We start from the raw sequence: 12,827 nt of genomic DNA, 5'->3' as shown, positions 1-12,827 counted from the left end.
ATTACTAATTATTAATTAAAATTAACTTTATCTATATAAAATATATTAATATTTTTTAACTAATTACTAATATTTATTAAAAAATAATTAATGTATTGGGGTTAATATTAATGAAAAAATCAAAAATATTAAGAAAATTTCTAACAACGGCATCATTATGCGGAACATTATTCACTAGCTCTAATGCTGCAGGAGCAACAATTCCTAATCTCGGTAGCGTAAGCTTGAGTACCGGTGCCGGTCTTGTAGGAGGAGTATTTAATAACGGCGATATTATTCAAATAGCGGTTGGAGGACTTGGAATTAAAATATCGGCCGATAAAGCAAATGCTGTTGGGTCATGCCTCCATATTGCAGTTACGCCTATTAAAAAGCTATACGTTCAATAAGTGTAATAGTTGAGATTTAATCTTACATTTAGTAAAATTAAGATAATATTAAATGGAGGATTAGAGATGAATCTAAATCAAAAAATAATAAAGCCAAAAATAGGATTACTAGAATTAGCTAGGAGTCTTGGTAGTATATCGTCAGCATGTAAAGCTATGGGTTACAGTAGAGACAGTTATTATAGGTTTAAAGAGTTATATGAAACAGGAGGAGAAGAAGCATTATATGAGATTAGTCGGAAGAAGCCAATTATAGCGAATAGAGTTGATCCTGCCGTAGAGAGAGCAGTATTAGATATGGCAATAGAATACCCCGCTTATGGTCAGCTGCGAGTATCAAATGAGCTTAAAAAGACTGGTATTCTTGTATCACCTGGAGGAGTTAGACCTATTTGGCTACGTAATGATTTAAATAATATCAATAAAAGACTTAAAGCATTAGAAGCCAAAATGGCTCAGGATGGTATTGTTCTTACCGAAGCTCAGTTACAAGTATTAGAGAAACGGCGTAGCGAGAAAGAAGCTCATGGTGAGATTGATACACAGCATCCAGGTTATCTAGGATGCCAAGACACATATTATGTAGGTAATTTTAAAGGCATAGGCAAGGTATATTCTCAAGTGTTTATTGATAGTTACACTCGGGTTGCAGAGGCTAAACTATATACTGATAAAACAGCACTTACCGCTGCTGACATGCTTAATGATAGAGTGTTACCATGGTATGAGAGTCAGCAAATACCAGTACTTCGTATTTTAACTGATAGAGGTGGTGAGTATAAAGGTAATATAGAACATCATGCTTTTGAATTGTTCTTAAGCATTGAGGGTATTGAGCATACTACTACTAAAGCATATTCTCCTCAAACAAATGGTATGTGTGAACGTTTTAATAAAACTATGAAACAAGAATTCTTTGATACTGCTATGCGTAAAAAGATCTATACTGATCTTGATGATCTACAACTAGATCTTGATATTTGGCTAGAATATTATAATAATGAAAGACCGCATTCCGGTAAATATTGCTATGGAAAAACACCTATGCAGACTTTTATGGATAGTAAAAAGTTAGCTGTTGAAAAGAATAATGAAATCTTATATCTTGAATACTCATCTGACAGTCATAACTTATCAGACATTCAGATATAATTTTTATAATGTCTGTGAGATTAAATCTTGACTTCTACACTTTTAACGAAATCTTATCCAAGGCATACCAAAGCCATCGTTGTCTGGATTTATTCTGTACATAAGACCATTGTTCATCTATCTCAGGAGCAATAATTACTTCTGTTGTACTGATAGAATGATTTATTGTTTTTTAATACTAGATTTTTTTAAAACACGGATAACTGTATTGATACCCACTTTTAATACTCTTACTGTATCTCTAACTCCAGAGCCGTTGATTGACATTTCTACTATTTGCTCCTTAACTCCAGGCTTAGATGCATTATTAATATACTCCAATTAAAAATATCGATTACACCGCTTGCATTGATATCTCTGTTGTTTTGAAATTGAATATCCTGACTTTATTACTTCTTCTGTGTTGTTACAATATCTACACTTAACATCTATTTTTGCCATAACTCCTTAACTATAATTCTCTCTTATTACTGTTTGAGGATTATAGACTATTTACTCTAAACTGCAATACGGAGGCGCGACCCTGCTACTGATATCTCAGGTGAAAATGCTAATGACGGTACTTTAAAACTAAATAATCCTGCACCTATTAATATAACCGGTACACCTGGCAATAATAATACTATAGGTACGATAGAAGTTGCAAATAATGATGCTACCGTTACGGGCGGGCTAAAAGCACAAAATATCAATTTCTCAAATGCAGCTCAGGCAGCTACCTTAACTTTAGGTGCAGCAGCACAAGTTACTAATATTACTACGGCAGGAAATAATATCCACACTTTAGCGGTAACGGATTTTGATACCGGTAACGGCAATGTAGGAACCGCAAATAACAGATTAAAAGCAATAGAGTTAACAGGTAACGGCACAGTTATGGTTAACTCTAAGAATTTCTATTCAGGAATTACCACCGCAAATAATGAACAAGGTAACGTAAAGCTAAATATAGATGGCGAGATTGCTTATGATTTAGGTAGTAAGCTAGGCAGTTTAGCAAGCGTACAAGTTAGTGGAAATAGTACGGTTAAAGGTGATGTATATTCTAAAGATATTAATATAGACGCAGGTAAAACTATAGATTTTGATAGAGGTAATAATAACGCAAATCCAAAAAATTTAGCTATACTTGGGGCTATAGTAGATTTAGACGTGTTACCTCGTTCACTCTCTCTATTTAATTATTTAACCGATATTAAAGCAGATAATTTAAATTTTGCAGATGCTACGACCACGGCAAATTTCAAAGATGCAGTTTTAATAGATGCACCGATTAATAACGGCGGTACTTTAAAGTTCAATGAAAATGTTTGGTTAAAACAAGAAATTACAAATGCAAAAAGCATAGAAATTGCCTCTAATAAATTCATGTTACTTGAGAAAAATATTAAAGCTGGCACTTTAATTGCCGATGAGGCAAATTTAGTATTGTTAAATAATTTAGAAATGAACACTAATTTAAATGTTAGAGACGTTGTATTAGATGTCGCTACTTATGAACTAAAATATACAGGAAATGTTACACATAACGGGCTGCTTACTATTATTACTCATTTTGATACGGCATTACAAAAAGGTGGTCATATATTAGTCGGTAACGGTGCTAATGTTGATATGTCCGGTTTAGATAATTTAATAGTTAAAATTAAATCCCGATCCGATATTACTAAAATCACTTCAAATACTAAACACCAAGTAGTAGCACTTGAAGTGGGCGCAACATTTACTCCTGCACCTCAAGCTAAAGTCACTATTGATGCAAGCGGTGAACAAAACAGATTTGTAAAATGGGTCAGTGATGCAAATGGTCTTGTATTACTTGCAAATACCGATAACGGAGGCGGAGACGGTGGCAGCGGAGGTGATAATGGCGGTGGTGACGGAGGCAATGGCGGCGGTAATGGAGGAGGTGGCTCCGGTGGAGGCGGCAATTCCGGCGGAGGCGGTGCCGTCCCTATTTTTGATCCATCTCCTATCCTAGATGATACTAAAAACAACCAAGTAGCTTCCGGTATAGCAAATCAGCTCATTAATAATGTTAAAGGTTTTGGTAATAATACTGATGCAGGTAAATTATTAAATGATTTAGGTTTGATGTCGCCGAGTAGAGTTTCTGAGGCTTTAGATAGACTTGGTCACAGGACAAATACTAATGGAATTAACGAAGGAGTGGGAGAGTTTAACGGTATAGAGATTGAGGATTTATTAACCGATATAGCAATAAATATAGATAACCTTACTTCTGAAAGAATTGGCAATAGGTTAGAAGAATTAGGTGATGAAAATACTTTAAGCGGTCTAAATGAGCCGAATTCTAATCAGAATCGAAGTGTAGAAGTCAAGATTTAATCTTACAGACATTATAAAAATTATATCTGAATGTCTGATAAGTTATGACTGTCAGATGAGTATTCAAGATATAAGATTTCGTTATTCTTTTCAACAGCTAACTTTTTACTATCCATAAAAGTCTGCATAGGTGTTTTTCCATAGCAATATTTACCGGAATGCGGTCTTTCATTATTATAATATTCTAGCCAAATATCAAGATCTAGTTGTAGATCATCAAGATCAGTATAGATCTTTTTACGCATAGCAGTATCAAAGAATTCTTGTTTCATAGTTTTATTAAAACGTTCACACATACCATTTGTTTGAGGAGAATATGCTTTAGTAGTAGTATGCTCAATACCCTCAATGCTTAAGAACAATTCAAAAGCATGATGTTCTATATTACCTTTATACTCACCACCTCTATCAGTTAAAATACGAAGTACTGGTATTTGCTGACTCTCATACCATGGTAACACTCTATCATTAAGCATGTCAGCAGCGGTAAGTGCTGTTTTATCAGTATATAATGGACTGAGAAAACAGGACAGAAAAAATAGTACTCAAGTTTCCGAAATAAGTTACAATAAATAGGTAAAACTTAGGAGGAAAGATGAAGAAAAATAAGGTTAGGATTTTCAGTAGTGAAGAAAAGACTAAGGTAGTATTAGAATTAATAAAAGAGGATGCTACCTTAAGTCAATTAGCATCAAAATATGAGATAAGCTCCAAGACAATTCAGAATTGGAAAAAGCAGTTTGTTGCTAATGCAGCTCTAGCTTTTGAGCCAGCTAAAGTTTTGAGTGAATATCAAGAACAAATTAGTGATCTCAAAGAACAAAATGATGAACTAGCTAAAGCTCTTGGGAAAGCTACGGTGGAGAGGGACTGGGCTGTGGGAAAGCTAAAAAGCTTGGACTTATCAAATAGAAAGAGTCTTGTCCAGTCCAAGCTAGATCAACTACCAAAGACAAGACAATGTGAGTTGCTAGATATTAGTCGCTCTACAACATATTATAAAGTTAAACCGCTTAGTGTAGATAAATTAAGTATCTTAAATAGAATAGATGAAATATATACAGATAATCCCGAATTTGGTTATCGTTATATTTATCATCAGTTATTAGAGGATGGTTTTTCAATTGGCAGAGATCGAGTATTAAAATATATGAGGATGATGGGAATAGAAGCCATTTATCCTCATAAGAGAAAGTCTACTTCTGTAAAGGATAATGAGCATAAAGTATACAGTTATTTACTTGATCAATATTGGACTAAATCTAGAACAACAAAAACAGTACATGTACCTAATGTCAATGAGGTTTGGAGTGGTGACATTACTTACATTAGAACTCATGATGGCTTTATGTATATGGCGGCTATTATAGACTGGCATAGCAAAGCTATATTAAGTTATAAATTATCCAATTCTATGGATGCAACTCTTGTTACTGATGTCTTGAAGGATGCCCTTAATAAATATAATGCTCCAAAGATATTTAATAGTGATCAGGGTAGTCAATATACTAGTCATGACCATATACAGATACTAAAAGATAATAATATTCAAATCTCAATGAATGGAAAAGGTCGAAGTATTGATAATATCGTAATAGAGAGATTTTTTAGGACTATAAAATATAACTGTATATTTATTAATGATTTTAAAAATATTAAAGAACTGAGGATAGGTATTGATAATTATCTGTATAAGTATAATTATCAAAGATTTCATTCGGGTATTGGTTACAAAAAACCTATGGATGTTTATCTGAATTATACGCAAAATTATTATCAATTAGCTGCTTAACAATATAATAAAAATAGGAAACGAATTTGATTATTTTTTGTCTTGATTTCTCAGTCCATTATATACTGCTCTCTCTACGGCAGGATCAACTCTATTCGCTATAATTGGCTTCTTCCGACTAATCTCATATAACGCTTCTTCTCCTCCTGTTTCATATAACTCTTTAAACCTATAATAACTGTCTCTACTGTAACCCATAGCTTTATATGCTGACGATATACTACCAAGACTCCTAGCTAATTCTAGTAATCCTATTTTTGGCTTTATTATTTTTTGATTTAGATTCATCTCTAATCCTCCATTTAATATTATCTTAATTTTACTAAATGTAAGATTAAATCTCAACTATTACATATTATAATAATGAAAGACCGCATTCCGGTAAATATTGCTATGGAAAAACACCTATGCAGACTTTTATGGATAGTAAAAAGTTAGCTGTTGAAAAGAATAACGAAATCTTATATCTTGAATACTCATCTGACAGTCATAACTTATCAGACATTCAGATATAATTTTTATAATGTCTGTAAGATTAAATCTTGACTTCTACATTATTTAGCAATCATCACCTAACATACTAATATCATTGTTTGTATTTTGATTATCAATTATTTCTTCTACTTTATTCACAATGATATTATGGCTTGGCTTGCTTTGTTGTTCTATTAATTGATTAAGATCCTTTTCTACAACTCCAAGCCTTGCCTTAGTAATTTTGCTGTTTACTATCTCTTTCGTGGTTTCGGTTATTGTTTCTATATCAACTTTATTAACTAATTTCTGTACCTTATCTATTATCCTATTTATATTATTTTGCATTATATATTTATCTTTTGGATTAACAGTTGTATTACTCTCTAATTTAACCGTTATATCTGCTACTACTTTCTGAAATATAGCTAGTTTTTCTGCACGTATATGCTCATCTAATTTAACTTGTTCTTCTATTATTTCGATTAAATCCTCTTCTACAACTGCAACTTTTGCTTTAGTAATTTTGCCATTTGCAAAAACTTCCATACTTTTGATTATTCTATCCACATCGGTTTTATTTAGGAAAGTCTTTACCGTTCTTGCTATCTCACTTATCCTATCTTGCAATACTACTGTATTTTCTTTACTAATAGTTATATTACTTTCTATTTCAGCGGTTGCTTCTATTACTATTTTTTGAAATGTCACTAACTTTTCTTCAAGATTTTCTTGAGTTGTATCTTGTTTTTCTGCTGCTTTAGGTAAATCTTTTATATCTAGCTGCTTATTCTCATCATTTGTTACTGAAGCTTCTTGCTTCAATTTTAAACTCTATTGTTTTTCTTGCTTCTCTTCTGTATCAGCTTTATTAGCTAAATTATTTTTTTATTCGTCAATAAATCATATATATTTTTAAAACCATGTTTTGTAGCTAAGCTTAGTGCTGTTTCACCATTATTAGTAACCTGACTAATAGCCTGCTCTGACATTTTAGGTATAAGCATTTCACAAACTTTACTTAATGCCTTACTAGTAGCCAAAATTAAAGCTGTATCGCCGTTATTATTAACGTGATTAAATAGCCTGCTCTGACATTTTAGGTATAAGCATTTCACAAACTGTGCTTAATCTCTTACCCACAACCAAAGTTAAAGCTGTTTCGCCGTTATCAACTGTGTTTAATTCAGTAATATCCATTTTGGCAATTAAGTTCTGTGCTTCTATTTCACTTTCTGCTTTTATTGCTTCTATTAATTTATCGTATGAAGTCTGAAACCACCCTGTAAACATAATTATATCCTTATTAAATTCTATAAATTTTAATATTTTGTTAAAAATGAGCTTATAGATAGAATCATAGTAAAGAGTTTTAAGAATGCAATAGAAATTTAACTAAAAGTACGAATAAATGAGTTGAGGTTGCTTTAAGAAATATACAAAGTTAGTTTTTTGAGGATATTTAAAATTCGGTATTTAAAAGAGACTTAATACAAAAATTAGAACAAAAGGCGAATAAAAGGAGCATATGGATTTTTTAGAAAACGAAAAGAAACGCTGAAACCCAGAAAGGGCTTGGCGAGAGTGACGGGACTCGAACCCGCGACCTTCTGCGTGACAGGCAGACGCTCTAACCAACTGAGCTACACCCCCTTATATATAAGAGATAACAATATATAACAATTCTTCTATTTCTGCAAGAGTAAAATATCTTATTTTATCAAAAAATATATAACACCTAAGCCTCTAAACATTCCTGCTTATTATTATTAATCCAAATTAGTTACTATTAGTTGAAGCCTTGAAAATTATTATACTTTTTAAGGACTTTGTTAAAAAGAAAAACCTATTGGTTATATTTACATTAACAAAATCTTATTTTATTAATAATTATTAGAGGTTTTATATGACTAAACCATATGTCATTAAATTAACTACTCCTCTTGAGCGTATTAAACTTTATAATCCTATACCCGATATTGCTCTTAGAAGTGCTATTATTATGCAGGCAATAATAGAAGCAACAAAAGCAGAATATAATGCTAAAAAGTGGCTTTTTGAAAATAATGAAAATTTTAATGCTACCTGCTTAGAAATGGACATTGAGCCTAATTATGTAAGAAAGACTGCTAAAAAACTAATTAAATCGCAACAAAATAAAGATAAGCGTCCTAAACTCTACGGCTAAAGTTTAAATTAAATTAATTTGTAATAAAACTCGAAATTACTCTAAATATAAATTAATTGTATAGGTGTTACTTAGTAACGCCTATACAATTAATTATTTCAGATTATAAAGGTTATTTATGATTATTTCAGTTTCAGCTCAACATATTTCGATCGGTAATAGCTTACAAGAATATTCCAAAGAGAGGGCTACGCAAGTCGTTAAAAAATATTTTACCGATATAATAAATATAGATATACATTTTTCAAAAGAGGGAATTAACTTTAAATGTGATATTATAGTAAAATATGGATCAGGTAAACATAGTGTAGTCAAAAGTAATGATAGTTGTAGCGATATATATGTAGCTTTTGATAAAGCTATGTCAAAACTAGAAAAACAGCTTAGAAAATATAAATCAAAATTCAAAAATCATCATGCGGGTAAAATAAAAATATCAGAAATTGCTTATGAAGGTACCAAATATATTATTAATCCGCAATCTGATAGTGACACCTCTAACTCCGAAGATAATGATAATCCGGCAATTATTGCTGAAAAGCCTGTAGAAATATTAAAATTATCAGTAAAAGAAGCGGTAATGAAAATGGATTTAGAAGATTTACCTACGGTAGTATTTAAAAATATCAATAATGATCGTATCAATATAGTTTATTATCGTAAAGACGGTAATATTTCTTGGGTAGATTATAATTAATGATTATTATCCCTTATAAAGGAGTTACGCCAAGAATCGATAAAACTGCATATATTGCCGAAAGCAGCTCTTTAATAGGAGATGTTGAAATAGGCAGTAATTCAAGTATTTGGTTTAATACGGTTCTTAGAGGCGACGTTGAATCAATAACAATAGGAAATAATACTAACGTGCAAGACGGTAGTGTAATTCATACTTCAAGATTTAACGGACCGGTAGAAATAGGCGATAATATGTAGAAGTCAAGATTTAATCTTACAGACATTATAAAAATTATATCTGAATGTCTGATAAGTTATGACTGTCAGATGAGTATTCAAGATATAAGATTTCGTTATTCTTTTCAACAGCTAACTTTTTACTATCCATAAAAGTCTGCATAGGTGTTTTTCCATAGCAATATTTACCGGAATGCGGTCTTTCATTATTATAATATTCTAGCCAAATATCAAGATCTAGTTGTAGATCATCAAGATCAGTATAGATCTTTTTACGCATAGCAGTATCAAAGAATTCTTGTTTCATAGTTTTATTAAAACGTTCACACATACCATTTGTTTGAGGAGAATATGCTTTAGTAGTAGTATGCTCAATACCCTCAATGCTTAAGAACAATTCAAAAGCATGATGTTCTATATTACCTTTATACTCACCACCTCTATCAGTTAAAATACGAAGTACTGGTATTTGCTGACTCTCATACCATGGTAACACTCTATCATTAAGCATGTCAGCAGCGGTAAGTGCTGTTTTATCAGTATATAGTTTAGCCTCTGCAACCCGAGTGTAACTATCAATAAACACTTGAGAATATACCTTGCCTATGCCTTTAAAATTACCTACATAATATGTGTCTTGGCATCCTAGATAACCTGGATGCTGTGTATCAATTGTAATAGTTGAGATTTAATCTCACATTTAGTAAAATTAAGATAATATTAAATGGAGGATTAGAGATGAATCTAAATCAAAAAATAATAAAGCCAAAAATAGGATTACTAGAATTAGCTAGGAGTCTTGGTAGTATATCGTCAGCATATAAAGCTATGGGTTACAGTAGAGACAGTTATTATAGGTTTAAAGAGTTATATGAAACAGGAGGAGAAGAAGCATTATATGAGATTAGTCGGAAGAAGCCAATTATAGCGAATAGAGTTGATCCTGCCGTAGAGAGAGCAGTATTAGATATGGCAATAGAATACCCCGCTTATGGTCAGCTGCGAGTATCAAATGAGCTTAAAAAGACTGGTATTCTTGTATCACCTGGAGGAGTTAGATCTATTTGGCTACGTAATGATTTAAATAATATCAATAAAAGACTTAAAGCATTAGAAGCCAAAATGGCTCAGGATGGTATTGTTCTTACCGAAGCTCAGTTACAAGTATTAGAGAAACGGCGTAGCGAGAAAGAAGCTCATGGTGAGATTGATACACAGCATCCAGGTTATCTAGGATGCCAAGACACATATTATGTAGGTAATTTTAAAGGCATAGGCAAGGTATATTCTCAAGTGTTTATTGATAGTTACACTCGGGTTGCAGAGGCTAAACTATATACTGATAAAACAGCACTTACCGCTGCTGACATGCTTAATGATAGAGTGTTACCATGGTATGAGAGTCAGCAAATACCAGTACTTCGTATTTTAACTGATAGAGGTGGTGAGTATAAAGGTAATATAGAACATCATGCTTTTGAATTGTTCTTAAGCATTGAGGGTATTGAGCATACTACTACTAAAGCATATTCTCCTCAAACAAATGGTATGTGTGAACGTTTTAATAAAACTATGAAACAAGAATTCTTTGATACTGCTATGCGTAAAAAGATCTATACTGATCTTGATGATCTACAACTAGATCTTGATATTTGGCTAGAATATTATAATAATGAAAGACCGCATTCCGGTAAATATTGCTATGGAAAAACACCTATGCAGACTTTTATGGATAGTAAAAAGTTAGCTGTTGAAAAGAATAACGAAATCTTATATCTTGAATACTCATCTGACAGTCATAACTTATCAGACATTCAGATATAATTTTTATAATGTCTGTAAGATTAAATCTTGACTTCTACATGTGTATTAAGTGGAGATTACGGCAAACCTCGTCCTGCTGTTGTTATTCAATCTAACTCGTTAAATAAAACTCTTGCCAGTATATTAGTTTGTCCTATAACAACCTATTTAATAAATACTGCAATTTATCGTCTGCTATTGACTCCTACAGAGTTAAATGGTCTTAAATCACAATCTTGTATTATGGTTGATAAAATTAATGCTATATCAATTGATAAAATCGATACAAAAATTGACAAACTATCCTTTGACGAAATAATAGAATTGAATAAGCCTTAAAATATTTCCAAGATTTGGATTAATCGCTAAAAAATATTTCTTTAAAATCTTTTTCTATCCTAAGCGTTTATAGTTTTGTATAACTCTATATATTCATGAAAAAAATCAATAACAATGCTAATGCCGCATTTTCCGGTGCCGACCTGGAAAAATAATATTAAATATGATCTTGAAAATATAGCAAGACTTTTAAAAGCCTTAGGTAACCCTCATTTAAGGCTTCCTCCCGTCATACATATAGCAGGTACAAACGGTAAAGGTTCAAGCAGCGCTATACTTAAAAGCATCTTTACGCTTGCCAGTTATAAGGTACATTGCTATACATCTCCTCATTTATTAGAATTTAATGAACGAATCGTAGTAGCAGGTGAGAAAATCTCGGATAATGAATTATGGCAGGTTTGTGAGGAGGTTCGAGTAGCAAGCGAGAAATTTAATATTGAACCTAGCTTTTTTGAAGGTACTACAGCTGCTGCGTTTCTAGCATTTGCAGAAACGAAAGCCGATATATTAATTTTAGAGACGGGACTAGGCGGTCGGTTAGACGCAACAAATATAATCAAGCAGCCTCTAATTACCTTAATTACACCTATTTCATATGATCATATGAATATGCTGGGTAATACACTCCCCTTAATAGCAGCTGAGAAAGCCGGTATTATGAAGCCTTGCGTACCTTGCATTATAAGTATGCAGACTTTAGAAGTTTATGAAACATTATTTGCAAAAGCCGAAGAGCTAGATGTACCCACATTTTGCTACGAATATGATTTCGGTATTAAAAAGACGGACAACGGATTTATTTATTCATCACGAAATTTTAGTTATGAGTTTCCGACTCCTTCGCTACTCGGTGATCATCAATTAATAAATGCTGCAAGCGTTATTGCTTTAATAAGTTTGATAAATAAACAATTTAATATTAGCAACGAAATTATCTCTAAAGGACTGCAAAATACTATTTGGCGGGCTAGAATCGAAAAAATAGAGCCGAAAAAATATTCTAAATTAATAGGTGATAATGTTCAAATTTGGGTAGACGCAGCTCATAATAATAGCGGAGCTCAAGTTTTGGCAAATTGGATTCGTGATAATTTACAATCACCGATATATTTAATACTGGGTATGACTAAAAATAGGAATATCGGGGAGTTTTGCTCCTGCTTTAAGGGTTTGACAATTAAAGGTTACGGTGTTAAAGTTTTATCCGAACCATTAAGCCATAGTGCAGAAACAATAAATTCGGAAGGCAAAAAGAGTGGAATTGATTTTAGCGAAAGTGACTCCCTCAAAGAAGCGATTAGTAATATAAAGAAGATAAACGGCGATAATAAAGCAAATATTATAATAACCGGATCGCTTCATTTAGCTTCCGATTTTTATAAGTTGCTGCGTTAAACGTCATTGCGAGGAAATTTACAATAGT

13 protein-coding genes, 1 tRNA gene and 7 pseudogenes are annotated in these 12,827 nt (G+C 32.2%); 11 read left to right on the top strand and 10 right to left on the bottom strand.

What is annotated here, in order from left to right; all coding sequences use genetic code 11:
* Positions 1–110: 110 nt before the first annotated feature.
* Both AC0ODJ_RS05835 and AC0ODJ_RS05830 read left to right on the top strand, forming a co-directional pair.
* Positions 111–335, top strand: a pseudogene (locus tag AC0ODJ_RS05835) (hypothetical protein); the annotation flags it as partial.
* Between the two features lie 120 nt (positions 336–455).
* On the top strand, positions 456–1,541 hold the full coding sequence (locus AC0ODJ_RS05830) for an IS481 family transposase (protein WP_474465632.1): 1,086 nt from the start codon (positions 456–458) through the stop codon (positions 1,539–1,541).
* Positions 1,542–1,575: 34 nt separating this feature from the next.
* Here AC0ODJ_RS05830 and AC0ODJ_RS05825 read toward each other — a convergent pair whose 3' ends face one another.
* The 3 genes from AC0ODJ_RS05825 to AC0ODJ_RS05815 are packed head-to-tail and all read right to left on the bottom strand — an operon-like array spanning position 1,576 to position 1,982.
* Positions 1,576–1,674: an IS1 family transposase gene (locus AC0ODJ_RS05825; RefSeq protein ID WP_474465795.1), complete on the bottom strand. Its 99-nt coding sequence runs from the start codon at positions 1,672–1,674 to the stop codon at positions 1,576–1,578.
* A gap of 29 nt (positions 1,675–1,703) precedes the next feature.
* The gene (locus AC0ODJ_RS05820) at positions 1,704–1,862 is read right to left on the bottom strand and encodes an IS1-like element transposase (protein WP_474464717.1); all 159 of its coding nucleotides are present in this window, start codon (positions 1,860–1,862) and stop codon (positions 1,704–1,706) included.
* Complete coding sequence (locus tag AC0ODJ_RS05815) at positions 1,863–1,982, bottom strand: IS1 family transposase (protein WP_121834047.1); 120 nt, start codon at positions 1,980–1,982, stop codon at positions 1,863–1,865.
* A gap of 84 nt (positions 1,983–2,066) precedes the next feature.
* On the opposite strand from AC0ODJ_RS05815, the pseudogene AC0ODJ_RS05810 reads away from it, so the two are divergent.
* Positions 2,067–3,884, top strand: a pseudogene (locus AC0ODJ_RS05810) (autotransporter outer membrane beta-barrel domain-containing protein); the annotation flags it as partial.
* A gap of 26 nt (positions 3,885–3,910) precedes the next feature.
* Here the strand turns inward: AC0ODJ_RS05810 and AC0ODJ_RS05805 are convergent.
* Positions 3,911–4,402, bottom strand: a pseudogene (locus AC0ODJ_RS05805) (integrase core domain-containing protein); the annotation flags it as partial.
* Positions 4,403–4,485: 83 nt separating this feature from the next.
* On the opposite strand from AC0ODJ_RS05805, the gene AC0ODJ_RS05800 reads away from it, so the two are divergent.
* Entirely contained in the window at positions 4,486–5,682 is a 1,197-nt protein-coding gene (locus AC0ODJ_RS05800; RefSeq protein WP_474464651.1) for an IS3 family transposase, read from the top strand.
* A 63-nt stretch (positions 5,683–5,745) separates the two neighbouring features.
* Here AC0ODJ_RS05800 and AC0ODJ_RS05795 read toward each other — a convergent pair.
* Positions 5,746–5,970: pseudogene (locus tag AC0ODJ_RS05795) on the bottom strand (helix-turn-helix domain-containing protein); the annotation flags it as partial.
* Positions 5,971–6,029: 59 nt separating this feature from the next.
* On the opposite strand from AC0ODJ_RS05795, the pseudogene AC0ODJ_RS05790 reads away from it, so the two are divergent.
* Positions 6,030–6,197, top strand: a pseudogene (locus AC0ODJ_RS05790) (IS481 family transposase); the annotation flags it as partial.
* Between the two features lie 43 nt (positions 6,198–6,240).
* Here AC0ODJ_RS05790 and AC0ODJ_RS05785 read toward each other — a convergent pair.
* The 4 genes from AC0ODJ_RS05785 to AC0ODJ_RS05770 form a co-directional block, all read right to left on the bottom strand.
* Complete coding sequence (locus tag AC0ODJ_RS05785; protein ID WP_474465348.1) at positions 6,241–6,981, bottom strand: hypothetical protein; 741 nt, start codon at positions 6,979–6,981, stop codon at positions 6,241–6,243.
* Between the two features lie 50 nt (positions 6,982–7,031).
* On the bottom strand, positions 7,032–7,274 hold the full coding sequence (locus AC0ODJ_RS05780; RefSeq protein ID WP_371920402.1) for an ankyrin repeat domain-containing protein: 243 nt from the start codon (positions 7,272–7,274) through the stop codon (positions 7,032–7,034).
* Positions 7,234–7,449, bottom strand: a complete 216-nt coding sequence (locus tag AC0ODJ_RS05775) for a hypothetical protein (protein ID WP_256621243.1) — start codon at positions 7,447–7,449, stop codon at positions 7,234–7,236. The genes AC0ODJ_RS05780 and AC0ODJ_RS05775 overlap by 41 nt, the downstream gene beginning before the upstream one ends.
* A 283-nt stretch (positions 7,450–7,732) precedes the next feature.
* Positions 7,733–7,809 (bottom strand) — tRNA-Asp (locus AC0ODJ_RS05770).
* 253 nt (positions 7,810–8,062) lie between these two features.
* On the opposite strand from AC0ODJ_RS05770, the gene AC0ODJ_RS05765 reads away from it, so the two are divergent.
* From AC0ODJ_RS05765 to AC0ODJ_RS05755, 3 genes and pseudogenes are all read left to right on the top strand, one after another.
* The gene (locus AC0ODJ_RS05765) at positions 8,063–8,344 is read left to right on the top strand and encodes a hypothetical protein (protein WP_218460454.1); all 282 of its coding nucleotides are present in this window, start codon (positions 8,063–8,065) and stop codon (positions 8,342–8,344) included.
* A 118-nt stretch (positions 8,345–8,462) separates the two neighbouring features.
* Positions 8,463–9,041 carry a ribosome hibernation-promoting factor, HPF/YfiA family gene (hpf, locus tag AC0ODJ_RS05760; protein ID WP_474465342.1) on the top strand — a complete coding sequence of 193 codons (579 nt, stop codon included), beginning with the start codon at positions 8,463–8,465 and terminating at the stop codon, positions 9,039–9,041.
* Positions 9,041–9,277, top strand: a pseudogene (locus AC0ODJ_RS05755) (gamma carbonic anhydrase family protein); the annotation flags it as partial. The gene hpf and the pseudogene AC0ODJ_RS05755, both read left to right, overlap by 1 nt.
* 37 nt (positions 9,278–9,314) lie before the next feature.
* Here the strand turns inward: AC0ODJ_RS05755 and AC0ODJ_RS05750 are convergent.
* Positions 9,315–9,932 (bottom strand): annotated as a pseudogene (locus AC0ODJ_RS05750) (integrase core domain-containing protein); the annotation flags it as partial.
* A 65-nt stretch (positions 9,933–9,997) separates the two neighbouring features.
* Between AC0ODJ_RS05750 and AC0ODJ_RS05745 the strand changes: the two are divergent.
* From AC0ODJ_RS05745 to AC0ODJ_RS05735, 3 genes are all read left to right on the top strand, one after another.
* Positions 9,998–11,083, top strand: coding sequence for an IS481 family transposase (locus tag AC0ODJ_RS05745; protein WP_121834048.1), 1,086 nt, complete (start codon positions 9,998–10,000; stop codon positions 11,081–11,083).
* A gap of 27 nt (positions 11,084–11,110) precedes the next feature.
* On the top strand, positions 11,111–11,401 hold the full coding sequence (locus AC0ODJ_RS05740; protein ID WP_218460610.1) for a type II toxin-antitoxin system PemK/MazF family toxin: 291 nt from the start codon (positions 11,111–11,113) through the stop codon (positions 11,399–11,401).
* Positions 11,402–11,515: 114 nt separating this feature from the next.
* Positions 11,516–12,799, top strand: a complete 1,284-nt coding sequence (locus AC0ODJ_RS05735) for a folylpolyglutamate synthase/dihydrofolate synthase family protein (protein ID WP_474465338.1) — start codon at positions 11,516–11,518, stop codon at positions 12,797–12,799.
* Positions 12,800–12,827: the final 28 nt, after the last annotated feature.

This window comes from Rickettsia senegalensis, assembly GCF_056135685.1.
This window is presented reverse-complemented; position numbering and strand designations above follow the sequence as displayed.